Genomic DNA, 25478 nt, shown 5'->3' with positions numbered 1-25478 from the left:
CAATGGCCGAAACGCTTACCAAATCCCCCCGCCTGCTTTCCCTCGATGTTTTTCGCGGTTTGACGATCGCAATGATGATTTTAGTTAACGACCCCGGCGACTGGGGCCATATTTACGCCCCGCTGGAGCATTCCGTATGGGATGGTTGCACACCTACCGACCTCGTGTTTCCGTTTTTCCTCTTCATGGTTGGTGTATCCATTGTTTATGCTATGGAAAGTAAAAAAGCGAGTGGTGTAAATCAGTCAAAAATGATCCTGACAGCCTTGCGCCGTACGGTAGTATTGCTGCTGATCACCTGGTGTACACAAATGATCCTTCGATGGAACTTTAATATTGGTGAATTACGCCTGCCCGGGGTCCTGCCGCGGATAGCGCTTGTATATTTTATCTGCACGATATTATACTTAAAGACCTCTCAAAAAACCCGCGACTGGATTTTTGCCGGCGCACTTATCGGCTATTATATACTCATGACCTTTGTGCCGGTACCGGGTGTTGGTTCTGCCAACCTCAATCCCGAAACGAATCTGGGTGCCTGGATAGACCGCGTTTTATTAACGCCCAATCATCTTTGGAGCTCGTCACGCACCTGGGATCCGGAAGGTTTACTGGGCACTTTACCGGCGATAGGCACCGGGCTTTTTGGCATCCGTGTAGGAAGCTGGCTCAAACGCCGCGACCGGGACGACAGTGTTAAAGTAAGCTGGATGTTTACCTATGGCATTATCGCTGTATTACTGGGTTTAATCTGGGACCTGTTCTTCCCGATTAACAAAGCGCTTTGGACCAGCTCCTTTGTGCTTTACACCGGTGGATTGGCAACCATCGGCCTGGCTATTTGCTTTTGGCTTATAGATGTGCAGGGCCATAAGCGTTTCACCTACCCGTTAGTTGTGTTCGGCACCAACGCCATTGCAGCTTATGTTTTATCTGGCTTTATTCCTCACTACTGGAACAAGATCACCATTGGTGGTAAATCATTGTACGAGAACTTGTTCGTTCCATATTTTTCTCCGGTAAATGCCTCGCTTTGTGGCGCTATCTTAATTGTGTTGCTACTATGGGTGGTCATGTGGGCTTTTTATGTTCGAAAGATTTTTATCAAAATTTAATTAATAATAGGCATTTCGGTTAAAAATTTTATTTAATCGAAATGCTTATTAAAATAATTATATTTGGGGCAGAAACCTTATCACATAATGCCTCTTTTTCTATCATTCCGCAGCCGCGCCTCGAATATCCGTTGTCTGTATCTACCAGCAGTTATTTTGTTTATGTTGCTTCCGTGTGTTTTATCGGCACAAAATAAAACTGACGAAGTCAAACAAAATTTTAAAGAAAGCAAATTCGAAGCAGGGATATCCGGAGGACCCAGCTTAAACAGATTTACAAAAGGACAACCTCAAACAGGATCTAACACCGGGTTTACCGCTGGCTTGTCACTTGCCTATCAACTCAGTAAACATTTAAGTTTACAGGTGGAAGCAAGCATCTTGCAACAAGGGGGGCAGTTGATCAGTTTTAAAGATGATACCCGGATCGGCTTGCCGGAAAGCTTTTCTACAAAGAATGTTAAAAACAGTTTGGTTACGTTAACAGGATTGGAATTACCCTTGTTGATTAGTTATCATTTACCTATTCAACAAACCTGGCAACCGGCATTTTACGCGGGGGCGAGTTATATATACAACTTTAATGCTACCGACCGTTACCAAAAAACCGGCAATTTGCTCACCGGAGAAGATGTGATCGCTACTGTTAGTGATCATCAAAACGTTAGCAGTGTTTACACCACTAACAGGGCCAACTTTGTTGCCGGAGTTAAGGTAAAGCTTCCGTTATTTGCCAGCGTGAAGATGCTTATCGACTTTAGATATTCCGCAGGTTTGTCAGCAGCCCGGCAGCACTATTCTTACATAGAAAAAATTGGCTTTGGCAGCGATATATATGCAAACTCCTTCATAGCAAAAGTCGGCTTCGTTTTGCCGCTTTAATAGCACTCACCTACCTATTCACAATCTTTTTAAAATTACATATGAAATCAAAATTTACCATTTTAATTACAATGGCCTTGGCCATACTTATTTCCAGTTGTTCTAAAAACGACTTCAATGAGCGGGATGCCGTAGAAGCACAAAAAGAGTTGCTCAATCTCAAGTATCAGCATGAAATTGATCTGGAAACACTTAAACAAAAAGGGGCAAGTGCCTTACAGCAGATGGTAAACACAGCAGCTCTTAATCAGCTCAGGATAAGTGACAGTTTAACGCGTGCAAGTGCAGTTGCTGCCAATAAACAAGACTACAGCGTTAGCGTGGTTGATGTTGTTACCAATGCGCCGATTGTTGACGCCGATGTTACGGTATCGTCAGAAGGTAAGGTATTTGCGGCGAAAACCAATGCACAGGGTATTGCAGCATTTACTTCGTTGTATTTATTTCCAACAAGTGCATTTCTTGTATCAAAAACAGGCTACGCAGCCACCCAATTATTCCGAAAGGATATAACGTTGACTTCTGCTAAATTATGGAACACTGCAGACCTCTCCAATGAGATTTCGGGCACACTTTACATTGAAACGGACCTGACCAACAACTTACCCGAGAAAGCCGGGGCAAATGTATTGGTTTCTGCTACATCAAGAATCGACAATGGGTTTAATAGCTTCTATTCGGTTTCTTTCCCTACCTATTCTACAGCTGGCGGTGCTTATTCTTTAAAATTACCTGCTGCTCCAAATGGGTATTCACTAACGTTTGACCAAATTGCCGCAGATCAAAAATTATTCATCAACGCCTCTGAAGATGATGCGGTAAAAACCTTTCCTTCTGCCTTACCATCTCTTGCAACTATAAAAACTTATTTCAACGTTAACACCTTTAACGCGCCGGTACCCACTGTTTATACCGCTACCTACTTAAAAGTTTCTAAAGATAAAAACGGTAAAAACCTTTATATCCCTATTTCAAATTCAAATTACTACTACTATTATTACAACCAAATATTCCTTACTGGAACCGATGGGCATTTTCAGGTAGATCGCCTTTACACCAGTTCTTATAATAACAATAACGGTGTGTATTTTGACTTTAACGCTTACAATTACGATCCAAATACAAGTTTGAATGTAGAAATTGTTGATATTACCGGGGCCATAGTTCAAACAGCCCCCATACTTACTGCCAAAACGGATCAGAACGGAAAATTAATGAGTTACAATTCTCCGGAAGGAGGCAGCGGATATGTTCATTTAACCAGAGATGCTTCTGGTAATCTGGCTGCTAATGCCAGAGGAGCTATTTTAAAAGCCTCTTTATATGACTCGTATTCAGGGCAGTATATCTTAGGTTTTAACGCTGCACTAAACACGACATCTAACACGTATGTAAATACAACTTATCTTTTACCCAACAAGGGAGATAAGAAAGTTGTTAACTTTTATTATGGATCTGGTGATACGAGGGTAAAACAAGTATACTAAAGTCCATATTAATCGAACCATTTATACAAATCAGCCACTACATATAATTAGTGGCTGATTTGTAGTTTTAAATTAAAAATTGAATGAAGACTTTCGCTTTTTGCACCATTGCTTTTTTACTGGCATGTTTTACTATTAAAGCACAAACGCCTGTAATTACCCCCGCTCATTTAAAAGCCGCTGAAGATTTGTTAGTTGCTTCTGGCGCACAGGCTCAATTGCAGGGTAATATTAATACGATGCTGAAGCAGGCCAGTGCCAACGTACCCGAAGATAAACGCACTAAGTTTATAGCAGTTACAGGCGCTTTTGTAAACAAGTACATGAACTGGGACCTATTGAAGGACCAGATGGCGGCTATGTACGCAAAAGAGTTTACCGAAAAAGATCTTAAGGAACTGGTAATTTTCTACCAGTCGCCACTGGGGAAAAAGTTAAACGAGAAGCAACCCATCCTGTTCCAGAAAGGGGCCGAGCTGGGCCAGCAAGCCGTGCAAAGCCACCAGGTGGAATTGCAGCAAATGCTGCAGGATGCGTTTAAGGACGACGTGAAGAAAGAATGAATTTAAGAACCAAGGAGAGAATTGCCACTTGAATGCCCGGGTATGCAGGCAACTTAATAGCAGACTGCCGCCGATGGTATTTACGCTCTGAAACAAATTAAGACATGGAAAGGGAGGCGAAACATACCCAATAATAAAGCCGATAACATAACTGCTATCGGCTTTATTATTTTAGCAGATTTTATGCTACTTCTTTAACTCTCCAGCAGCGGCTTCATCCATAAACCATTGCAGGTCGCCGTTGTCGGTTTCTTCAATAAGCTGTGCCGGGTATAGCTGGATATCCTTTTTATCTTCCAGGATATGCTTTACGGCCTCCGCTTTCCCTTTACCATAAACAAGGAAGGCTATGTGGCATGCATTGTTGATCAACGGAGCAGTGAAGGTAATCCGGTTCATTTTGACTTCATCAATATAGAGTGCCTGCACCGAAGCGCTTTCATCCGTCAAAACTGATGTATGCGGGAAAAGGGACGCCGTGTGCGAGTTATCGCCCAAGCCTAAGATGATCAAATCAAAACTGGCATTGTGCCCGTCGAAAAAGTTGATGAGGTTGCTGGTATAATCTTTAGCAGCTTCTTCAGCTCCCAAGTTGGTTTGCACCGGGAAGATGTGCGCAGGGTTGATCTCCAGCGGATCAAACAAAGTTTGCTTAGCCATCAAATAGTTGCTCTGTGCGTCAGTCAAAGGCACATCGCGCTCATCGCCGAAAAAGAACCATACCTTTTCCCATTCTACTTTATCGCGGTATTCACTGGCCAATAGCTCATGCAATTTCTTAGGCGAACTGCCGCCGCTCAGCGCAACACTGAAGCGATCATGTTTCTCGATAGATTCCTTAGCGATTTTCGCAAAGAATTCTGCCATTTGGCTTATCACCTCATCCGGCGATTCAAATATATTAAGCTTCATAGCTATGCTTATTTTTTACCATTTACCGGCAGTGTGAACCAATTGTAACCATCGCGGGCTATCAAAGCCTCGGCAGCCTCAGGGCCCCATGAATCTGCAGAATAGTTAGGGAAGTTTAAACTCTTTTTGTGCTGCCATGTATTTAAGATCGGCATTACCAGTTCCCAGGCAGCTTCCACCTGGTCGCCGCGCATAAACAGGGTTTGATCGCCCAGCATGGTATCCAGTAACAACGTTTCATACGCTTCGGGAGCCTGTGTGGAATAGGTACCTTTATAATCGAACACCATATCTACTACGTTCAGCACCATATCTATCCCCGGGCGCTTAGCCTGTACCTGTAAACGGATGCTCATCTCCGGCTGGATGCTGATAATAAGCCTGTTTTGCTGCCAGCTTTCGGCAGCTTCGGTAGGGAAGATCAAATGCGGCACATCCTTAAACTGGATGGTGATAACAGATGATGACTGGTGCAGTCTTTTGCCGGTGCGCACATAAAAAGGAACACCTTGCCAGCGCCAGTTATCCACAAAGAATTTGATGGCTGCAAAGGTCTCGGTATTCGAATCCGGATTCACTTTGTTTTCTTCCCGGTATCCGGGTACTTCCTGGCCCTTCATCCAGCCGCTGCCATACTGGCCCCTAACAGCAGAATTGCGTACATCCTCCGGTGTGAATTTGCGCATCGCTCTTAGTACATCTACTTTACGGTCGCGCACTTCGTCGGCACTAAAGCTTACAGGTGGCTCCATTGCAACGTGGCAAAGCAACTGCAATAAGTGATTCTGAATCATATCGCGCATTGCGCCTGATCCGTCATAATAATCGCCGCGTTCTTCCACACCCAACTGTTCGGTAACCGATATCTGTACGTGCTCGATATAATTACGGTTCCACAATGGTTCCATAATGGAGTTTGCAAAGCGGAACGCCATAATATTCTGCACGGTTTCTTTACCCAGGTAATGATCGATCCGGTAGATCTGGCATTCATCAAAAATGCCCGAAAGCAAGGCGTTTAGTTCTTTGGCTGTCTCCAGGTCGTGACCAAACGGTTTCTCTATAATGATCCTCACCCGGTCTTTATCTTCGGCCAGTTTGGCTTTGGAAATATTGGAGGCGATGATTGGGAAGAAGTTAGGCGCAACCGCCAGATAGAATAATACGTTAGCCTTTGTTTTCCAATCGGCGTTGTGTTTATCTATGCGTTTACCAAACTCCCTGTAGGTAACTGCATCGGTAGCATCCGATACCTGATAATAGATGTTAGCTGCAAATTCTTCCCATTTTTTGGGGTCGGTTTTGCCACTGCGCGAAAACTGGTCGATATCATTATGTAAATTGGTTCTGAACTCTTCATCGGTTAATTTAGTACGACCGGTGCCGATGATAGAATACTGCTTAGGCAGCCAGCCATCTAAAAAAAGATTATAGAGGGCCGGTGCTATTTTGCGCGAATTTAAATCTCCTGTACCACCAAAGATGATGAATATAGTAGGCTCTGTTTTGCTCGTTGTGCTCATTGGGGATGTTTTAAAAGCAAGGGGTAAGAATTAAGAGCCAGAAATATTTGATCTTTCGTGGTTCTTAATTCTTTCATCCTGCTGTTATTTATGCTTGATTCTTGTCTTTTAACTTCTTGAATCTTATTATTCAGCTGGTGCCCATTGTGTATGGAACGTTCCTTCTTTGCCGATCAGTTCGTAGGTATGCGCACCAAAATAATCGCGTTGTGCCTGGGTTAAGTTTGATGGCATGCGCTCGCTGCGGAAAGCATCAAAATAGCTTAAAGATGATGCATAAGCAGGCGCTGAAATGCCGGCAGTAACCGCGGCAGCAACCACTTTACGGATGCCCGGTAAAGTACCTTCAACTAATGCGGCCACGTCGCTATCCAGCAACAAGTGTTCAAGTGTTTTATCTTTACCGTAAGCGCCATAAATATTTTCCAGGAATTTAGACCGGATGATACAACCGCCTCTCCAGATCTTGGCAATTTCATCAAGCTTCAGATCGTACTTATACTCGGCAGACGCTAACGAAAGCATGTGCATGCCTTGTGCATAGCTGATGATCATTGTAAAGTAGAAAGCTTGTTCCATAGCGGCTAATAACTCTTCTGCACTGCCGGGTATGGCCTGGTGATCTTCCGTGCTGTAAATGCCGGCTGCTTTTGTACGCAGGGCCTTGTATTTAGACAGATCGCGCATAGCTACGGCCGTATCTACCGTTGGGATAGGAGCCTGCAGATCCATAGCGCCTTGAGAAGTCCACTTACCGGTGCCCTTAGCGCGGGCCTCATCTTTAATATCGTCCAGCAACAGGTGGTCGGTTCCCGGAGCTTTGTATTTGAAAATGTCTTTAGTGATATCTAAAAGGAAAGATTGTAAACGACCGTTGTTCCAATCGGTAAAAACCTTACCTATGGTATCGTTATCCATCTTCAGGCCCTTTTTCATGATCTCGTAGGTCTCGGCCAATAGCTGCATAATGCCATACTCAATTCCGTTATGCACCATTTTTACAAAGTGACCGGATGCACCGGGACCAATGTAGGTTACACAAGGCACGCCATCCACTTTTGCGGCAATGGCTTCAAATATAGGCTTCATTACATTGTAGGCGTCTTTATCGCCGCCCGGCATCATGCTCGGGCCTTTACGTGCACCCTCTTCACCACCGGATACACCCATGCCAAAGAAATGCAGGCCTATAGCCTCCAACTGGTCTACGCGGCGGTTAGTATCGGTAAAGTGGGAGTTCCCGCCATCTATCAATATATCGCCTTTCTCCAAAAGCGGTGTAAGCTCTTCAATTACGGCATCCACAATTTTACCGGCCGGTACCAGCATCATTATGGCGCGGGGCGTGGTCAGGCTGGCTATGAATTCCGTTACATCGCCAAAGCCCTTTGCCTTGCGGTCGCCCGCTTCCTTGTTTAATGACTCTACTTTTGCGGCATCTTTATCATGGCCTGCTACTGCAAAGCCGTGATCTGCCATATTTAATAGTAAGCTGCGGCCCATTACACCTAAGCCGATCATGCCAAAGGCATATTTATCTGTTGTGTCGCTCATGTTAATTGCGGTTTTCTTCTTTAAGGAGGTTTAATATTTTTTTGGTTGTTTCAAAATCGACATGCTGAAAGGCACGGATGCCCAGCTTTTCGGCAGTTTTTACAAACATGATCCGATCGTCGAAATATACACACTGCTCTGGCGTAGCCTGGGCGATACCCATTGCCAGCTGCCAGATACCAGGGTCTGGCTTGCGCATTTTCACCTCGCATGAGGAAACAAATGCATCAAAAGCCTCATGCAGCTTAAATTTTCTGACCCGGTAATCGTTCAGTTCTTTACCCTCGTTATTCACAGAAATAATGCGGAAACCGCAATCCTTTTTCCATTCTTTTAAATAGGCAAGCATCTCCGGCAATTCCTTTGATTGCTCGTATATAAAAGCAGTAAAATCTTCGCGGGTAAAATCACGGGGGTGATTAAAAATAACCGTATCGAGGTATTCATCCAGCGAAATGCTGCCAATCTCATATACGTTAAAGATAAAGTTATGGAGGACGTTCACTTCGTCATAGTCCAGTCCGAACTTTTTGGAGGCCTCCTTGCGCGATTCATGCCCCCAGCCATTGGTGAGCAAAATGCCGCCAATATCGAAGAAAAGTATCTTGAGATCGTTATATTTCATATATGGTTAACCTAGTAATTATAAGTAGCGGTTAAACGTATTTGTTTTGAAAATTGCAATACTATCAAAAGGGGGACTTGCAACCTGCAACTCCCCCTTTTGTGTTTAGGTTAAACCTTATCTTTTTGGTCTTCAATAGCTTTTAACAGCTTCTCAAAAGGCTTGTTGAATTTCTCGATGCCTTCATCTTCCAGTTGCTGGGTAATAGCATCCAGGTCTATGCCCAGTTCTTTCAATTTGGCTAAAGCGGCGGTAGCCTCATCCAAACCATTTTCCAGCGTATTGGCAGCAACACCATGATCGCGGAAAGCGTCAACAGTTTCCAATGGAACTGTATCAACGGTATCCGGCCCGATCAAAGCCTCTACGTATTTGGTATCCTTAAATGCAGGGTTCTTGCTGCCGGTACTCGCCCAAAGCAAACGTTGTGGTTTTGCACCTTCTGCTTCCAGCTTTTTCCAGCGCTCGGTGCTGAATACTCTTTTGTAAATTTCGTAAGCCTTTTTAGCTGACGCGATCGCGATTTCGCCAACCAGGTCTTTTTCGCCTTTTGCCTCCAAAAGCGGATCAACGATTACATCGATACGACTTAAGAAGAAACTTGCTACTGATGAGATGTGTGCAATTTTATGGCCTGCAGCTAAATGATCTTCCAAACCAGAAATATAAGCTTCGGTAACGGCTTCATAACGCTCTAAACCAAAAAGCAAAGTAACGTTTACGTTGATGCCTTTTGCGATAGTCTGTCTGATAGCCGCTAAACCCGGTTGTGTACCCGGAATCTTGATCATGACGTTCTTCCGGTCCACTTTTTCCCAAAGCAACTCCGCCTGTTTGGCAGTGCCTTCGGTATCCAATGCCAGGAAAGGAGACACTTCCAGGCTGACATAACCGTCTGCACCTACAACCTCGTCGTTATAAACACTATCAAACACATCGCAGGCATCCTGGATATCTTTTACAGCTAATTCAAAGAACAATTCTTCGGTGGTTTGACCTTCCTTTTTTAAAGCCGCAATGTCTGCATCATAATCGCTGCTGCTGCTAATTGCTTTTTCAAAAATAGCCGGGTTAGAGGTGACACCTCTTAAACCATCCTCATCAATCATCTGCTTTAGCTTACCAGTTGAAAGGATTTGCCTATCGATAAAATCTAACCAGATGCTCTGGCCGAAATCATGTATTTGTTTAACGTTGTTAGTTGCCATATTCAGGAATATTGATTTTAATTGTTGTGTTTTGCAAGGCAATTGCCCTGTTGTTATGTAAAGGTCTTAATTATTAAATGTTATAGTGTTAAGCCAATCTCATCGTTTTGCTACAATCAGGTAAAATTGATCAGTTATTAGCCGCCATTAAGATATTGAGTTCGTAACCAATGAACAATCCGCTCTCTATCACACCCGTAATGCTCTTAATGTCGCGCTCCAAACTATCAGGTACATCATCAAAATAGCAATCGAGTATCATATTATTATTTTCGGTAATAACCGGGCCATCTTTACCCTTAGCAGGCCTGATTACGATACTGTTCGCTTTCAGCTCTTTCAATCCGCTCTCCACATGCAATAAAGCCTGCGGAAATACCTCTATCGGTACAGGAAAGTTTGTGCCAATTTTGGGCACCATCTTGCTGTCATCTACAATGATATAATTCAGCGGGCTGCTGGCTATTAGTAGTTTCTCTTTAAACATTGCCCCGCCGCGGCCTTTGATCAGGCTATTTTTAGGGTCGACTTCGTCGGCACCATCAAATAACCAATCTGGCGTATGTTCAAACAATGTAGTTAGCGGGATGCCCAGCTTGCTGCAAAACATCGAGATCTCCAGCGAGGTTGGTATAGCCATTACATGCAGCTTTTCTGCTTTTATGCGCTCTGCTATCGCCAGCAGTGCCAGGTACACGGTAGAGCCCGAGCCAACGCCAAGGATATCGCCATCTTTCACCATACCGGCAATTTGCTGCGCTACCTTTTGCTTGCCGCTTTGATTAATAATATCGGCGGACCATTTTAACTCGCTTATTAAACTCATTCTTTTAGATTTTAGATGTGAGATTTGAGATTTGAGACCGAAGCAGCCTTAATCTCAAATCTCATATCTACGATCTCATATCTATTTCAACAGCGCTTTAGCTTTGTTTACTACGTTTTCAACTGTAAAGCCGAAGTGTTTGTAAAGGTCATCCGCAGGGGCCGATTCACCAAAGGTGGTCATGCCCAGCATATCGCCTTCGTCGGTAGTGTATTTATGCCAGCCCATTGGGGATGCCATTTCAACTGCCAAACGTTTGCGGCTCGCTTTAGGGAACACCGACTCTTTGTAAGTTGCATCCTGTTTTTCAAACAGCTCCCATGATGGCATACTTACCACACGGGTAGAGATACCGTCTGCTTCCAGTTTAGCCTGTGCATCCATGATCAGTGCTACTTCAGAACCGGTTGCCATCAGGATCAGATCCACACCTTTACTTGCTTCCGAAAGCACATAAGCGCCTTTTTCAACACCCGCTGCTTTACCATATTTATCCTGATCAAGGATTGGTAAACCCTGGCGGGTGAATACAAGCACAGTAGGTCCGCCTTTTTTCTCAATCGCTATCTTCCATGCGTAAGATGTTTCGTTGGCATCCGCCGGGCGGATCACGGTAACATTTGGAATGGCACGCAGCGATGCTAAATGCTCAACCGGCTGGTGAGTAGTACCATCTTCGCCCAAACCGATACTATCGTGTGTATAAACGAATATCGGGTTGATCTTCATAATGGCGGCCAAACGGATCGGCGGGCGCATGTAATCAGCAAATTGCAAGAATGTTGCACCGAATGGCAGCACCCCTTTAGTAAGCGACATACCATTCAACGCTGCACCCATGGCGTGCTCGCGGATCCCGAAGTGGAAATTGCGGCCTGCCCTGTTTTCTGACGTGAACGAATCGTATTCTTTTAAGTTGGTTTCTGTAGATGGGGCCAAATCTGCTGCACCACCTATTAAGTTTGGCAGGTTAGCTGCAACTGCATTTAGCACTTTACCTGATGCCTGGCGGGTTGCCATTTTAGGATCTGATGCTTTAAAGGTTGGCAGTTTATCGGCCCAGCCTGTTGGCAGGTCGCCTGCTAGCGCAGTTTCATACTCGGCAGCCAGTTCCGGGAATTTCTCTTTGTATTTAGCGAAGAGCTCATTCCATTTAGCTTCTGTTTTTTCTCCGCGTGCACCTTTTTTGTGGTAATATTCCAACACTTCGGCAGGTACGTTAAATGATTGCTCCGGGTCGAATCCAAAGAATTCTTTTACCAGTTTAATTTCATCGGCACCCAGCGGCGAACCGTGTGAACCTGCAGTGCCTGATTTATTAGGGCTGCCATAAGCGATCAATGAACGAACACGGATCAATGATGGTTTTTGTGTCTCGGTTTTAGCATTGATCAACGCCAGCTCTAAAGCATGGGTATCGTTTACGTCTGGTACTTCCTGCACATGCCATCCGTATGCACGGAAGCGGGCCGATACATCTTCGTTAAAGGCAATGTCAGTACTACCTTCAATAGAGATGTGGTTATCATCGTACAGGTAGATCAAGTTACCTAACTGTAAGTGGCCTGCTAATGATGCCGCCTCAGATGTGATGCCTTCCATCATATCGCCATCACTAACGATAGAATATATATTATAGTTGAACAGGTCGAAACCTGGTTTATTGTAGCGGGCAGCCAAATGCTTTTTTCCAATAGCAAAGCCTACACCGTTGGCAAAACCCTGGCCAAGCGGGCCTGTCGTTACATCAACACCCGGTGCCAAACCATACTCCGGGTGACCGGCGGTTTTGCTGTTTAACTGGCGGAAAGCTTTGATATCATCTAAACTTAGATCGTACCCGGTTAGATACAAAAAGTTGTATTGTAAAATACAAGCATGGCCCGCAGATAGGATAAACCTGTCGCGGTTTACAAAATCGGGGTTTTTTGGATTGTAATTTAAAAACTTGGTCCAAAGTACGTGGCCCATTGGTGCCAGCGCCATTGCGGTACCCGGGTGGCCCGAGTTTGCTTTTTGTACCGCATCTGCTGAGAGAATCCTTACGGTATCTATTGCTAATGTTTCGAGTTCTTGATTTGGTTTTTCCATCATTTTATCAAAGAAAAGTTTATTATTTTGTTGGGGTTGCCATTGCAACGTGCGTAACCGGGTGTTTATCTTCCTGCCACAATCTTGCCCCGCCTTTTATGCCATCGGCATTGGTTACTATTTTCATGTTCTTATCAAGCTTAAAGTTCAGCTTGTCGGAGTTGCCTCCACCTATATATAAATAGTCGTAATTAAAAACGGTTTTTAAAATCTTGAAAACCTTTTTTATACGGCTGTTCCATTTTTTAACGCCTTCTTTATCCAGCGCTATATCACCTATATATTCGTCGTAATCGCGGCCTTTTGATACCGGGTGATGTGCAATTTCTAAATGCGGCAACAGGTGCCCATCCATTAACAATGCCGTACCAAAACCTGTACCCAGGGTAATCACCATCTCTAGTCCTTTGCCGCTAACTACGCCGAGGCCCTGCATATCGGCATCATTTACCACCTGTGCATCTTTACCCAAAGCTTCTTCCAGCTTCGATTTAAAGTTGATATCCTTCCAAAAATCGTTACCAAGATTAGGAGCAGTTTTAACAACGCCGTTACGTACATAACCGGGGAACCCCACGGAGACCTTATCATAACCGGGAAAACTTTTTACCAGCACATTGATAGATTTAATAACATTTTCTGGATTGGCAGGATTTGGGGTAACTACCTTTTTATAATCCATTTTAAGGTTGCCCTTACTATCTAAAATTGTGGCTTTGATGCTTGATCCACCGATATCAATGGAGAGGATTTTTAATTGGCTGGGTGTAGTTTTCATTAACCAGTGATAATAAGATGTATGCGGGTTGAGTTTGTAAATATCACATTTTTAATAATAAATAAGTATAAAATGTATATTAATACACTATACATTATTTGGGGCAAGCGTTTCGGTTCAAAATATTAACCCAATTTATCTCGAAACGGATGATTTCATAACCCACAAATAGTCGAAAAAGTTTTAACGGATAAGCAATTGGGCTGTTTATGACATTGACTAAACAACGCCAAATCATTCCCTCATCATCTAAATTAAGCCTTTTTGGCGGAGCGGGCGCTGGCTGAATTAAATAGCTAAATTGTTTGTCCCTGCCTTTAGCGCATAACTTTTACCCCTCCAAATAAAAACGCCATGTGTGGCAGCAGGCAGATGGATACTCACAGCCCATTTGCTCCCCTTAAGTTGATAGTTTACTGCAATCGTACCGTTGGGGTGCGGAATTTCGCCCGAGGCAGTTTTGAGGCTGCCTAAGTGTGGTTCCACTTTTATTTTGCTAAAACCCGGTGCGTAGCTATCTATCCCCAGCACCGTACGGAAGAATTCAATATTCGGACTGGCACCCCAGCCATGGCAGTCGCTGCGCGTATGTTCCAGATCGCTTATCTCTCCCCAGGTGGTCATCCCGGTAGTGATGTTTTTGCGCCAAACATCCAGCCAGTTCATATAATTATCACCCCGGCCGCCTTTCACGAGGGCCTGGTGCAGGTAATATTTAAAGTAAATGGTACATTTTACAAGGCTGGTATCCGCCTCCAGCTTTATAGCGAGCGTGTTAGTGCTTGGTCCCGCCACGCCGCTCAGGATAGCCAGTGCATTGGCATGCTGCGACCAGGTTTCTTTATCCCTCGTATCGGCGTAAAAGCCTTTGGCTGCATCCCAGTATTTTCTTTGAATAGTTGCTTTTAGCTTGGCGGCATTGGCTGCATACATTTGTGCATACACGGGCAGGCCCAGTTTGCTTTCCATTTCGGCGGCTTGCTGCAGGGTCCAAAGCAATTGCATATCCAGTATGGCCGAGTTGCCGCCGGCATCCTGCGGTGGCTGCCCAAAATCCCAGCCTTTGGTAGATACCCAATCGGCAAAGCGCCAGTACGGTGTGTTTTTTAGCGACCCGTCGGCCTGTTGAAATTTGGCAAAAAATGCCAGCACCTGTCGGGTGCCATTTAGCTTATCTTTTACAAAAGCCGCATCGTTACGATACATCCAATAATCATGCAGCATGGCAATGTACCAAAGCGAAAACGTGGAAATTATCTGCGGACTATAAGAAGGGTGCCTGCTCAGTGTAATCCCCTCGGCCACGCGCGAATGATCTATCAGGTTAAGAGCATTACGCGCCAGCCTGTCATCGCCGCTGTTGAAGTAGGATACCAGCGCCTGGATGCGGCCGTCGCCAACATATTGCAGTTGCTCATAATAGGGGCAATCAAAGTAAGTTTCTACCGCGCAGGAGCGGGCGGTACGCCAGCCAATATCCAGCATCTGCTGCATTTCGGGCAGGCCGGTTTGTAATTTGGCGTTGAACCTGAACGGATAGCCTGTAAACGTGCCATAAATATCATCGATGGTGAGCGGCTGGCTTTTAGTAGAAATGTTTACCAAAATATACCGGTAAGTGCGAAATGCCAATGTGGTAAAGCTTTGTGCATTGGAGCCGTTTGAGATGATGCTATCCTTTCTGCCCACAAACTTATAGCCTTCCACCTCGTTGCGGTTAGGCTTTACAATCTCATAGGTATTGCCCGTGTTTTTCATCGGTGATTCGCAGTAGGTAAGCGAGATGCCTGCATTATCGCCACCGCTAAAATTGAGCGTAGGGTAAGCGTTCGTCAAAAATGATTGATCGAGCAGTAATGATGCTTTTGTATTCGCCGGGATCGTAAACGCGGTTTTTGAGATAGGGAACGATGCCGGAACGGTAACACCCGTAGCTTTTCTGAGCGAAGAAAGGCGTTGCTGTTTCATCTCCATTTGAGGGAGCGAAGATGGCACCAGCATCCAGCCAAAGGCATTGGCAATACCCTTTGGGTTGCCGGGTTCAATTCCGGCGGCATTTACCCAGTGGCTGGTACTATCCTGCCAGTTTTTTACGGATTGGTGCATATCCACCATTTCGCCGGGGCCGGCTACGTAATAAGTACTGTAGCCTACACCCGTAAGCGGTTTGTACGCCATGTCTTGTGCAGACTTCCAGGTCCAGTCGCTGTTGAGTATCTCTTCCGCTTTGGTATCGCCCTGTAAAATAAAAGCGGTGCGCTCGGAGATCTGTGCTTCGGGGCGGTATGCTGCCTCGTTCCAAACAGTGGCGGCAACGCTGTTTTTGCCGGCCACGAGGTAAGGAGCAATATCTATGGTCTCAAAGTTCCAGTAATAGGTATCGCCACGGGCAGGGCCGAGGGAAACTAGCTGGTGGTTTACATATAATTTATACCGGTTATCTGCCGATACATGGATAACAAAGTGAGCGGGTTTCTCCTGCAGCGTTGCCGTTTTTTGAAAGTAGAAAACACCATACTCGCGTGGCGGCGCGCCCGGCGCCGTGATCCAGTAGGCTTTCCATGGTTTTGATAACAGCAAGGGGTTAATGTTTTGCGCACCGGCTAGCAGGCTCAGCAGCGATAAACATACCGTGGATATAGATTTTAGCATCAACGTCATGATTAAAGGTATTATTCTGGTTTTTAAAGGTAGATAATTTATCATAACAAAAACTACAGCAACCATTTATCAACAATATCCCGTATTTGAGGTTATAGCATTAACAAATCAAATTTAGCTTATGAAGGTTTGCAAATACATCGTGTTACTTGTAGCAGTCTTTTTGATAGTGGCCTGCGAGCAAAAGGCGGCAAAATCTACAGATCAGGAAGTTGCTGACGCGCCCGATACCACCGATGCAAGTACCATTTCTCCGGAACAACTTATTAGCCCCGGACTAAGTATTGGCCAGATAAAATTGGATGGTAATTTGGCCGATGCTATTAAACTGCTTGGCAAGCCAGACGGGGGTGATGCCGCAATGGGCAGCGCTTTAGCTACCTGGTATGCCAATCATGATACAACAGGCTATCGTACCAGTATTTTTGCCAGTCGCACCATGGGTGGTGCCGATGAAAACATTCAGCACATCAAAAAAATACTGGTTACCTCTCCCTGGTTTAAAACTGCCGATTTCATTAGTACAGGCAACAATAGGCAGGACATTGCCAAATTTTACACGCTTAAAGAAGGGAATAGTTATACCGCCGGGGGGCAAAAAATAAAAACCTATTCGGATATCCCGAAGGGTATTTCTTTTGAGATTGATGCGCAGGGGAAATGTGTAGGCATCCTCGTGCACCAGCCAAACTCAACGGCTGGTACGTATTTGGATATGCATTGATGAATTGGTTAGGCTTCGTCAGGATGACAACCTTGTCATGCTGAGGCACGAAGCATCTGTTAACCGAAACCTTAAAGCATGGCGCATAATGGATCCTTCCTTCGTCAGGATGACAACCTTGTCATGCTGAGGCACGAAGCATCTGTTAACCGAAACGCTTAAAGCGTGGCGCATAATGGATCCTTCCTTCGTCAGGATGACAACCTTGTCATGCTGAAGCACGAAGCATCTGTTAACCGAAACGCACGTTACATGATGCATGGCGTTTAACAGATCCTTCCTTCGTCAGGATGACAACCTTGTCTTGCCGAGGCACGAAGCATCTGTTAACCGAAACGCTTAAAGCATGGCGCATAGTAGATCCTTCCTTCGTCAGGATGACAAGGTAGGGAAACAAAGAAATTGTCTTGCTGAGGAACGAAGCATCTGTTAACCGAGAGACGCTTAATGCATGGCGTTTAGTAGATCCTTCCTTCGTCAGGATGACAACCTTGTCATGCTGAGGCACGAAGCATCTGTTAACCAACACGCGCGTCACACAATGCATGACGTTTAATAGATCCTTCCTTCGTCAGGATGACAACCTTGTCTTGCTGAGGCACGAAGCATCTGTTAACCGAAACGCTTAAGCATGGCGCATAATGGATCCTTCCTTCGTCAGGATGACAAGGTGGGGAAACAAAGAAATTGGTCTTGCTGAGGAACGAAGCATCTGTTAACCGACACGCACGTTACATGATACATGGCGTTTAATAGATCCTTCCTTCGTCAGGATGACAACCTTGTCTTGCTGAGGCACGAAGCATCTGTTAACCGACACGCACGTCACACTGTGCATGGCGTTTAGTAGATCCTTCCTTCGTCAGGATGACAACATTGTCTTGCTGAGGCACGAAGCATTACAATTGGTTTATTTTTTCTCCGGCATCAATATAAGTTTAATAAGGTTGCTGGTGTTTAAATATTTGGCGGCAGTTTCTTTTGTGCTTTGAACGGTGATCTGATCCAGGTGACTTACGTGGCTCAGTACATCATCGGGATTGGTGCCATTTTGCGATGCCGACCCAAGGTAACCCGCCCAGAATACATTTTCTTTCAGCTGCACCTGGGTTGAACGCGCTTCTTCGGCAACAAACTTTTGGATATCTGCCGGTTGTGCACCGTTCAATTTAAGCTTGCTTATTTCGTCCATGGTGGAGGCGATCAGTTTATCTACGTTAGCGCTGGCGCAACTGAAATAAACGTTTACAGAATACCTGCCGGATGGGATCTTAGCATAGCTAATCCTGACGCCCGGCGAGTAAACGCCACTTTCCTGTTCGCGAAGCCGTTCAGTAAGTTTAATGTTCATCACCTCTTCCAGTGCGTCCATTTGCAGGTTATTGGCCTCACTGTATTCGTACTTACCGCTAAAAACCAACTGCACGGTGCTTTTATCATCAATGCCTTTATAAACAGTTTTGGTTAGCTGCCCATCGGCCGGGTGGATGCCCAGATCCTTATAAGTTTCCTTTTTATGGGTAGATGGCAATGCGCCCAGGTAAGATTCAATGTATGGTTTGATCACCTCCGGGTCGAAATTGCCCACGAAGGTAAACGTGAACCCGCTCGCATCTGCAAACCTGTCCTTGTAAAAGCTGTAGGCTTTGTCTAAAGTTGCTGCGTTAAGATTTGGTAAGGTGGTTACCATCGATCTGAAATTGTTATTTGCCAGAGCTGCTGAAACCGTATCCTGGTAAACACTGCCCGGATCCAGCCCACGGGTTGACAGGATAGATTTGGTTTGGCTGATATTACCTTTCCAGATGTCCTCATCTTTGCGGGGCTGGGTAAAATACAGGTAAATCATTTGCATGGTGGTTTCAAAATCGCGCGGTGAAGTGTTTGCGCTTATCCCCTGAGCCACATCGCTGATATATGGATTAACCGTTACATTTTTACCGGCAAGCAGCTTATCCAGCATGCCTTGGTTAAAATCGGCAATACCGCTGTTGCTGATGATAGGTGCAGCTAAATTGGCCGAGGTGAAATCTTTATCACTGGCCAGCGAAGTCCCACCCAGGCTGTAGCCATTGATCAGTATTTGATCGTTTTTAAAGGTAGTTGGTTTTAAAATAGCGGTAAGGCCGTTCTCTAAAACATAAGTAGTGGTGCCAATGGCATCATCCTTTGTTTCGGTTACAACTTTTGAGCGCTCGGGCACTTTTTCCAATAGCGGGCGGGTAGTTGCGTTATCTACATAAGCGGTAACATTTGCGCCACCGGTAGCTATCCAGCTCAATATTGTTTTTTCGGTGGGCAGTTTGTCCTTATCCTTTTCGGGTGCTTCAACAATGATCACCCGGTTTTGATCGCTGATAAACTGACCGGCCAGCGCATTCATCTCGGTGGTAGAGATCTTATTGATATTGCCAGCGATAAAGCTATACTCAAAATCTATCACGGGTACGGCTGCGCCGTTAATAAAGTTCTGGCTGTACTCTCTTACAAAATTGGCCGAGTTGGTTTTGTTCTTTTCCGCATAGGCGTTTTGAATTTGCACCAGCATAGCCTGTTTTGCGCGTTCCAGCTCGGTTAAGGTAAATCCGAACTTACGGGCGCGTTCTGTTTCGGCAACCATTGTTTTAAGTGCATTTTCCAAATCGCCCGGCTTGGCAATCACTACCGTTGAGAAGGCATCCTGCTTAGCAATTAGTGCGGAATAGCTAGCCCTTGCATACAGGTATGGCGGCTCCGGCTTCTGCAGCAACTCGTTAAGCCGCTCGCCCATCATGTAGTTAAACAGGTTAACCCGCAGGCTCTGCATGTAACTGCCGGTTGTTTTTACTACCGACTGCGGATGCTTCACAACAATTTGCGCCAGCGTATAGGGGAATTCTTTATCAGTGGCTATTTTAACAACTGTACCGGGGGTTGGTGGTACGCTGAATTCGGTACGCGGTTTTTCACCCACCGGGTTGGCCAGCGATGAGAACTTGTTTTTGATGTAGGTCTCAACTGTTTTTACATCAAAGTCGCCCACTACGATAACGGCTTCCAGATCTGGCCGGTACCAGTCATGGTAAAAGCTTTTTATCGTAGCCTGATCGAAGGTTTTGATGATATTTTCCTGGCCGATAGGCAGGCGCGATGCGTATTTAGAATTATTCAGGATAGCTGGTAAGGTTTGCTGGCTTAGGCGTTCCTGGGCGTTTTTGCCGCGCAACCGGGCTTCTTCCAGCACTACGCCACGCTCCTTATCAATTTCAGCCGGGTCAAATGTGATGTAACCGGCCCAGTTAGCCAATATGTTAAAACCATTTTCGAAAACCGCGGCACTATCGGTAGGTAAAGGCAGTTGGTAAACGGTTTCATCAAAAGAGGTGTATGCATTTAAATCCGCACCAAAACGAACGCCCGATTTTTGCAGGTAGTTCACCAGTGCGTTCTTTGGATAATCGCGGGTGCCGTTAAAGGCCATATGCTCGGTGAAATGCGCCAGGCCCTGCTGTGCATCGGTTTCCAGTATCGAGCCGGTTTTTACAACCAGGTAAAGTTCGGCGCGATTTTTTGGCTGCTCGTTATGGCGGATGTAATAAGTTAATCCGTTTGGAAGTTTGCCGATTAGTACCTCAGGATCTACCGGGAGTAAAGTTGGGCGGATCTGCTGCGCTGCCGGAATTGGTTTGCTTTTTGGTGATGGGTTGGCTTTTCTTTTAACCTGCGCAAAAGTGCTGCCAGTAGCAACCACGAATGCCAGTACGGTTACAGAAAAATTTCTGTTGAAGTTCATAAATCAATTAGGAATGAGAGTGCTAAGATGCGAAACGAAAAAACGTTTTACAAATTGTTTGGAACCCGATTCATACGATTAACTAATTTTATTAAACGGAAGGCCCATACATACCCCGAGTTACGATCATCCGGGTTAAAAATTGCTCGCTTCATCACAATTTTCAGGGGTTCGCATCACGGTCTCTTCTTTTCCAAATGGGCTACTTCTCCACCGGTTTTTGCCAAAAGTATTTCGGGTTGTTCAAGGCATACTGTTCGCTGCCGCGCGTTATCTTTTTAGTTTGGTGTAAGGTGTTATAAGTGCCTGGGTATAAATTCAGGTATTGGGATACCGGCTTACCAGGCTTGCTGGTTTCCAGATCCCACTCGCTTTTTACTGCGCATTGCAGCCAGTACAGGTTTTTGCGCATATAGTAACCCAGGTAATAATCCTGGCTCAACGGCTTGCCGTTCCAGTTTACATGCTCACTAATAACCAGGTCTTTGCCATCAACCATTCGCTGCCGTACTTCTTCAATATTCAGCAGGTTGCCTTTGGCATCGGTAACATAGGCGTTAAAGGTTGGGTCCATCCAAACCCACTTGTTTAGCGTGTTTGCCCAAACAACGTTAATTACATGGCAATCGTTATCAGCTGTATCTTTAGGGAAGCAGGTAACCATCCGGGCTTTAAACCCTTCGGCCTGGTAGGCATCCCGTAAAATGGTGGCCATCATGCGGCAGTTAACACCCCGGCTGTCTTTCTGGCAAACGGCAATCAGGTCGATCCCATTTTTCAAGGCAGGGTTATTGGAATTACCATCGTGCCGTACTGCGTTGTGTGCCCAAAACATTAAGCGTTTTAGCTTACTGATCTCGTCACCGTTCCCGCTTACAGAATCGAGATTGAACTTTTTTCTCATTCCCTCCAGTTCAGGGGTGCTTGCTTCCTGATAAGAAAATACCGGCCAGGCTTTATCAATCGAATTGTTGTACGGGCCGGAATGTTGCAGCAAATAAGCATAGTCGCTTTTTTCGCGCATGCGCGCTATTACAGCCTGGTAGCGCTTTTCGGCATGCAAACTATTCAAATCTGTATCGGCCATAATGCTTTGATAATTGTTGTAACCAAGTGTATAGCTCTGCTCAAGGGCGGCCAGCGCTTTTTCCTTATTGCCCAGGAGCGCTTCATAACAGGCATGATTATAATAGATACTGGGCTGATAGCCTTTATATTTTTGTTTAGTTGCTGCATCGGCCTTGTTATACTTATCTATCCAGGTTTCTAACAGGTGATCGGCTTTTGCATATTCGTGTTTTTCCGTAGCAGTAAATCGTTCCGTTTCGGTTGTTGTATTAAACACTCCGAAATCATCTGTTGCAGATTGTTGCTGGGCAATTGCACTGATAGCGCATAAAACCGCCAGGGCTGACAGGTAAATGTGTTTCATTGGGATAATTTTTTCTAAAAGATGTTGGCCGGTATAAAAAGGTTGCATTGGTAAATGCTTTTGTAAAAATTTGCTCGTTTATTTTATCATCGTTTCATTTATTTCAATGGTCTGAAGCAATGACATTTAGAAGTTACGTTGAAAATTTTTCGAGCATCTTTGCGTTTCTTCAATAGGTATAAGGCTTTTGAAGTATTTCAATAAGAAAATACTTTATCGTTGTTCAATTACCAACGGCATAAGCATCTGTTTACAAGACCCTCTTGATCGAGATCTAAGCAGAAGCGTAGATCAGACCTGGTGATTAAAGCTTAGGTAGCCAACTAAGGAATTTAATCACGGCTTGTTTTTTGTTATAATAATTAATAGCAGCATTAAACCGTTGGCAATGTTCTTAGTCTATAACCCTATCAGTACTAGTGCTGATCAAATATAATAGTTCAAAATGATACATAAAAAATTTCTTTCATTAGCTTTTGGGGGGCTTTTAGGCCTCTTTTTAGCGTTGCCTGCACTAGCCCAGCGCGGCGGCGGCTCTAGCCGTGGTGGTGGCGGTGGCGGTTTCAGTGGTGGCAGTCGCGGTGGCGGCGGAGGTTTCAGTCGCCCTTCAAGTGGCGGTGGCGGTGGTTTCAGCCGGCCATCCGGTAGCAGCGGAGGTAGCTTTAGCAGGCCTTCCGGCGGCGGTTTTAACCGTTCGTCAGGTTTTGCTTCAAGGCCCAATAGCGTTGGCGTATCACCTCAGCGAGGTGGTTTTTCACAAGGGCCGCGCACAAACGGGGTAGGTGGTTTCCAGGGAAGGCCGGGGAATCGCAGTGGCTACGTTTATCCAGGCTCCCGCGGAAATTATGCATACCGTGGCGGCAATAGCTATGGCCGCGGTGCTTATGGTTATCGTGGTGGTGCTTACGGAGGTTATCGCGGTAATTATGGCAGGGGCTATTATGGTCCACGTTATTTCAACCGGGGTTTTTATAACTATCGTGGCTACTACAACTCTTACTACCTGCCTAGAATAGGTTTCAGTATTGGTGTATTGCCATTTGGTTACTATCCGTTTTACTTTGGCGATTACCAATATTATTACAGCGACGGTTTATACTATCAGCAAAACAACAACCAGTATACGGTGGTAGAGCCACCTGTGGGTGCCCAGATCAACGCTTTGCCATCAAATGCACAGCCGATTACCATTAATGGCGAGCAGTTTTATGAGGCTAATGGTGTATACTACCGTTTGTTTACTAAAGATGATGGTACCCAGGTGTATGAAGTAACCGGTAAAGATGGCGAGCTGAATACCAGTGACGCCAACGCCACTGACCAGGGTAGTTACGCTGCAGATGAAGCGCCTTTAAAAGTTGGTGATATAGTTGATAAATTGCCGCAGGATAGCCGTAAGATAAAAGTGAACGGAGAAAAGCTTTACGTAGCACCAGACGGAACCTATTTCCAGGAAGCGCTTGATGAAGATAATAACAAAGTTTACAAGGTTGTGGGCCTGCCAACAGATGAGCAGCCAGCCGATGACGATAAGTAATATAAATTCATTATTTTGATTTGAAAGGGCAGCCGGTTTACCGGTTGCTTTTTTTGTTGGATTTGGGTTGACTTGCGAACGGTGACAATATTTAGTTTTTAGTAAACATTTTGTCGCAATGCGTATTGAATGTATATAAACTACATAAACTACTATGGAAAATCACCATCACACCGAATTGATCAACAAATTACTCGCCTGCGTGGCGGCCTGCGAAAATTGCGCAACGGCATGTTTGAACGAAGACGAAGTAAAGCCGATGGTGCGCTGCATCAGCCTTGACAAGGATTGTGCCGACCTTTGCAGCCTTGCAGCAAGGTTATTGCAGCGTAATTCTGAATTGGCTCATCAATTCCTGGTGTTGTGTGAAGAAATTTGCCGCATGTGTGCTGCTGAATGCGGCTTGCATGAGCACGAACATTGCCAAAAATGCGCTGCTGCATGTTTTGAATGTGCCGAAGCATGCCATGCGGATCACCAGCCTATTACACAGGATTAAGTTATCATGGCCTTTGGGGCCCTTTTAATAAACATGGCGCAACAATGCTATGTTTATTAACTTTGCACCATGATTGACGTGGTATTAAAGAAGGGAAAAGAGAAGGCAGTGCTGCACAGGCACCCTTGGGTGTTTTCCGGTGCGATTGATAAATTAAAAGGCAAACCGGCAAACGGAGCGGTAATTCGATTGCTAAACAGCCAGGATGCTTTCCTGGCTTACGGCTTTTATAACGATCAATCGCGTGTTGCAGTGCGATTGCTGGAGTGGGACGAAAGCTTTGCAGTTGACGAAGCCTGGTTTCGGCAAAAAGTGCAGACGGCAGTTGCCGGTCGCGCACATATTCTGGCCGATGGCAGTACCGATACCTGCCGGTTGATCTTCAGCGAGTCGGACTACCTGCCCGGGTTGATCGTAGACAAATACGCCGGTCATTTAGCGGTGCAGGTGCTTACCTCCGGCATCCAGAATGCGCTGCCGGTGATTATCGATGAGCTCAACAATTTGCTTCAACCAATAAGCATATTTGACAAAAGCGATGCTACCTCCCGCGCCCATGAAGGTTTAGAAACCACCAACGTTTTATTAGCCGGTAGCCAGCCACCCGAATTGGTGATGGTAAAAGAAAATGGCATTGCCTACGGAATCAACATCGCCGAGGGCCAAAAATCCGGATTTTACTGCGATCAGCGGGATAACCGGAAAGTGCTGGCAACCTACGCCAAAGGCAAAAAAGTACTGGATTGCTTTAGCTATACCGGTGGTTTTACACTCAATAGTTTTCTGGCAGGTGCAGCATCCGTAACCAGTGTTGACAGCTCGGCACTAGCCATTGAAACGCTGGCTGAGAATATCCGGTTAAATGGTTTTGAGGGAACGGTACACAACGCAATCAAATCCGACGTAAACGTACAATTGCGTAAGTTTAGAGATGAGGGGGAGAAATTTGATATCATCGTGCTGGATCCGCCAAAGTACGCACCATCAAGGTCAGCGCTTGATCGAGCCTCCCGTGCCTATAAAGATTTGAACAGACTGGGTATGCAGCTGTTGAATAGTGGCGGCTTATTGGCCACGTTCTCCTGCTCGGGCGCAATGGATATGGAAACCTTTAAACAGGTATTAGCCTGGGCCGCGCTTGATGCCGGTAAACAGGTGCAGTTTATTCATCAGTTTCACCAGCCAGAGGATCACCCGGTGCGGGCATCGTTCCCCGAAGGAGAATATTTAAAAGGCTTATTATGCAGGGTTTGGTAAAAGTCCGGCAAAAAATATCGGGTAACAGGGCT

19 protein-coding genes are annotated in these 25478 nt (G+C 45.3%); 8 read left to right on the top strand and 11 right to left on the bottom strand.

Annotated features, from left to right (window positions below):
• Nucleotides 1–2 precede the first annotated feature (2 nt).
• From A0256_04700 to A0256_04685, 4 genes are all read left to right on the top strand, one after another.
• A complete protein-coding gene (locus tag A0256_04700) occupies nt 3–1115 on the top strand; it encodes an N-acetylglucosamine transporter (protein AMR30770.1) in 1113 nt (370 codons plus the stop codon).
• A gap of 162 nt (nt 1116–1277) precedes the next feature.
• Nucleotides 1278–1997 carry a hypothetical protein gene (locus tag A0256_04695; GenBank protein ID AMR30769.1) on the top strand — a complete coding sequence of 240 codons (720 nt, stop codon included), beginning with the start codon at nt 1278–1280 and terminating at the stop codon, nt 1995–1997.
• Nucleotides 1998–2038: 41 nt separating this feature from the next.
• Nucleotides 2039–3484, top strand: a complete 1446-nt coding sequence (locus A0256_04690; GenBank protein AMR30768.1) for a hypothetical protein — start codon at nt 2039–2041, stop codon at nt 3482–3484.
• Nucleotides 3485–3567: 83 nt separating this feature from the next.
• Nucleotides 3568–4047: a hypothetical protein gene (locus A0256_04685; protein ID AMR30767.1), complete on the top strand. Its 480-nt coding sequence runs from the start codon at nt 3568–3570 to the stop codon at nt 4045–4047.
• A gap of 186 nt (nt 4048–4233) precedes the next feature.
• Here the strand turns inward: A0256_04685 and A0256_04680 are convergent, their stop codons facing one another.
• The 9 genes from A0256_04680 to A0256_04640 form a co-directional block, all read right to left on the bottom strand.
• Nucleotides 4234–4959 carry a 6-phosphogluconolactonase gene (locus A0256_04680; protein AMR30766.1) on the bottom strand — a complete coding sequence of 242 codons (726 nt, stop codon included), beginning with the start codon at nt 4957–4959 and terminating at the stop codon, nt 4234–4236.
• An 8-nt stretch (nt 4960–4967) separates the two neighbouring features.
• The gene (locus A0256_04675; protein ID AMR30765.1) at nt 4968–6482 is read right to left on the bottom strand and encodes a glucose-6-phosphate dehydrogenase; all 1515 of its coding nucleotides are present in this window, start codon (nt 6480–6482) and stop codon (nt 4968–4970) included.
• Between the two features lie 126 nt (nt 6483–6608).
• Nucleotides 6609–8036: a phosphogluconate dehydrogenase (NADP(+)-dependent, decarboxylating) gene (locus A0256_04670; GenBank protein AMR30764.1), complete on the bottom strand. Its 1428-nt coding sequence runs from the start codon at nt 8034–8036 to the stop codon at nt 6609–6611.
• A 1-nt stretch (nt 8037) separates the two neighbouring features.
• Nucleotides 8038–8661: a hydrolase gene (locus A0256_04665; GenBank protein ID AMR30763.1), complete on the bottom strand. Its 624-nt coding sequence runs from the start codon at nt 8659–8661 to the stop codon at nt 8038–8040.
• 110 nt (nt 8662–8771) lie between these two features.
• Nucleotides 8772–9869, bottom strand: coding sequence for a transaldolase (locus A0256_04660; GenBank protein ID AMR30762.1), 1098 nt, complete (start codon nt 9867–9869; stop codon nt 8772–8774).
• 130 nt (nt 9870–9999) lie between these two features.
• Nucleotides 10000–10695, bottom strand: a complete 696-nt coding sequence (locus tag A0256_04655; protein ID AMR30761.1) for a ribose-5-phosphate isomerase — start codon at nt 10693–10695, stop codon at nt 10000–10002.
• Nucleotides 10696–10776: 81 nt separating this feature from the next.
• Nucleotides 10777–12786: a transketolase gene (locus A0256_04650; protein ID AMR34428.1), complete on the bottom strand. Its 2010-nt coding sequence runs from the start codon at nt 12784–12786 to the stop codon at nt 10777–10779.
• Between the two features lie 22 nt (nt 12787–12808).
• Nucleotides 12809–13564, bottom strand: a complete 756-nt coding sequence (locus A0256_04645; protein AMR30760.1) for a chromosome partitioning protein ParA — start codon at nt 13562–13564, stop codon at nt 12809–12811.
• A gap of 288 nt (nt 13565–13852) precedes the next feature.
• Complete coding sequence (locus tag A0256_04640; protein AMR34427.1) at nt 13853–16216, bottom strand: alpha-rhamnosidase; 2364 nt, start codon at nt 16214–16216, stop codon at nt 13853–13855.
• Between the two features lie 130 nt (nt 16217–16346).
• Here A0256_04640 and A0256_04635 point away from each other — a divergent pair, with 130 nt between their 5' ends.
• On the top strand, nt 16347–16949 hold the full coding sequence (locus A0256_04635; protein ID AMR30759.1) for a hypothetical protein: 603 nt from the start codon (nt 16347–16349) through the stop codon (nt 16947–16949).
• A gap of 910 nt (nt 16950–17859) precedes the next feature.
• Here A0256_04635 and A0256_04630 read toward each other — a convergent pair.
• Both A0256_04630 and A0256_04625 read right to left on the bottom strand, forming a co-directional pair.
• Nucleotides 17860–20721 (bottom strand): peptidase M16, encoded by a 2862-nt coding sequence (locus A0256_04630; protein ID AMR30758.1) that lies wholly within the window; start codon nt 20719–20721, stop codon nt 17860–17862.
• A 202-nt stretch (nt 20722–20923) separates the two neighbouring features.
• Nucleotides 20924–22201: a hypothetical protein gene (locus tag A0256_04625; GenBank protein AMR30757.1), complete on the bottom strand. Its 1278-nt coding sequence runs from the start codon at nt 22199–22201 to the stop codon at nt 20924–20926.
• Between the two features lie 397 nt (nt 22202–22598).
• Here A0256_04625 and A0256_04620 point away from each other — a divergent pair, with 397 nt between their 5' ends.
• The 3 genes from A0256_04620 to A0256_04610 all read left to right on the top strand — a co-directional run bounded on the left by A0256_04620 (nt 22599) and on the right by A0256_04610 (nt 25446).
• Nucleotides 22599–23690 (top strand): hypothetical protein, encoded by a 1092-nt coding sequence (locus A0256_04620; protein AMR30756.1) that lies wholly within the window; start codon nt 22599–22601, stop codon nt 23688–23690.
• A gap of 154 nt (nt 23691–23844) precedes the next feature.
• Entirely contained in the window at nt 23845–24189 is a 345-nt protein-coding gene (locus A0256_04615; GenBank protein AMR30755.1) for a ferredoxin, read from the top strand.
• Nucleotides 24190–24258: 69 nt separating this feature from the next.
• The gene (locus A0256_04610) at nt 24259–25446 is read left to right on the top strand and encodes a pseudouridine synthase (GenBank protein AMR30754.1); all 1188 of its coding nucleotides are present in this window, start codon (nt 24259–24261) and stop codon (nt 25444–25446) included.
• Nucleotides 25447–25478: the final 32 nt, after the last annotated feature.

Origin of the sequence: Mucilaginibacter sp. PAMC 26640 (assembly GCA_001596135.1) — a bacterium.
Lineage (GTDB): Bacteria > Bacteroidota > Bacteroidia > Sphingobacteriales > Sphingobacteriaceae > Mucilaginibacter.
The sequence above is the reverse complement of the archived record's forward strand: the minus strand, read 5'-3'. Positions and strand labels throughout refer to the sequence as shown.

Bases quoted from the DNA above. Each gene is read 5' to 3' on its own strand.
- A0256_04670 (AMR30764.1), bottom strand. From the start codon at position 8,036: ATGAGCGACACAACAGATAAATATGCCTTTGGCATGATCGGCTTAGGT.
- A0256_04675 (AMR30765.1), bottom strand. From the start codon at position 6,482: ATGAGCACAACGAGCAAAACAGAGCCTACTATATTCATCATCTTTGGT.
- A0256_04630 (AMR30758.1), bottom strand. From the start codon at position 20,721: ATGAACTTCAACAGAAATTTTTCTGTAACCGTACTGGCATTCGTGGTT.
- A0256_04645 (AMR30760.1), bottom strand. From the start codon at position 13,564: ATGAAAACTACACCCAGCCAATTAAAAATCCTCTCCATTGATATCGGT.
- A0256_04665 (AMR30763.1), bottom strand. From the start codon at position 8,661: ATGAAATATAACGATCTCAAGATACTTTTCTTCGATATTGGCGGCATT.
- A0256_04615 (AMR30755.1), top strand. From the start codon at position 23,845: ATGGAAAATCACCATCACACCGAATTGATCAACAAATTACTCGCCTGC.
- A0256_04640 (AMR34427.1), bottom strand. From the start codon at position 16,216: ATGCTAAAATCTATATCCACGGTATGTTTATCGCTGCTGAGCCTGCTA.
- A0256_04610 (AMR30754.1), top strand. From the start codon at position 24,259: ATGATTGACGTGGTATTAAAGAAGGGAAAAGAGAAGGCAGTGCTGCAC.
- A0256_04625 (AMR30757.1), bottom strand. From the start codon at position 22,201: ATGCAACCTTTTTATACCGGCCAACATCTTTTAGAAAAAATTATCCCA.
- A0256_04650 (AMR34428.1), bottom strand. From the start codon at position 12,786: ATGGAAAAACCAAATCAAGAACTCGAAACATTAGCAATAGATACCGTA.
- A0256_04685 (AMR30767.1), top strand. From the start codon at position 3,568: ATGAAGACTTTCGCTTTTTGCACCATTGCTTTTTTACTGGCATGTTTT.
- A0256_04635 (AMR30759.1), top strand. From the start codon at position 16,347: ATGAAGGTTTGCAAATACATCGTGTTACTTGTAGCAGTCTTTTTGATA.
- A0256_04660 (AMR30762.1), bottom strand. From the start codon at position 9,869: ATGGCAACTAACAACGTTAAACAAATACATGATTTCGGCCAGAGCATC.
- A0256_04680 (AMR30766.1), bottom strand. From the start codon at position 4,959: ATGAAGCTTAATATATTTGAATCGCCGGATGAGGTGATAAGCCAAATG.
- A0256_04690 (AMR30768.1), top strand. From the start codon at position 2,039: ATGAAATCAAAATTTACCATTTTAATTACAATGGCCTTGGCCATACTT.
- A0256_04620 (AMR30756.1), top strand. From the start codon at position 22,599: ATGATACATAAAAAATTTCTTTCATTAGCTTTTGGGGGGCTTTTAGGC.
- A0256_04655 (AMR30761.1), bottom strand. From the start codon at position 10,695: ATGAGTTTAATAAGCGAGTTAAAATGGTCCGCCGATATTATTAATCAA.
- A0256_04695 (AMR30769.1), top strand. From the start codon at position 1,278: ATGTTGCTTCCGTGTGTTTTATCGGCACAAAATAAAACTGACGAAGTC.
- A0256_04700 (AMR30770.1), top strand. From the start codon at position 3: ATGGCCGAAACGCTTACCAAATCCCCCCGCCTGCTTTCCCTCGATGTT.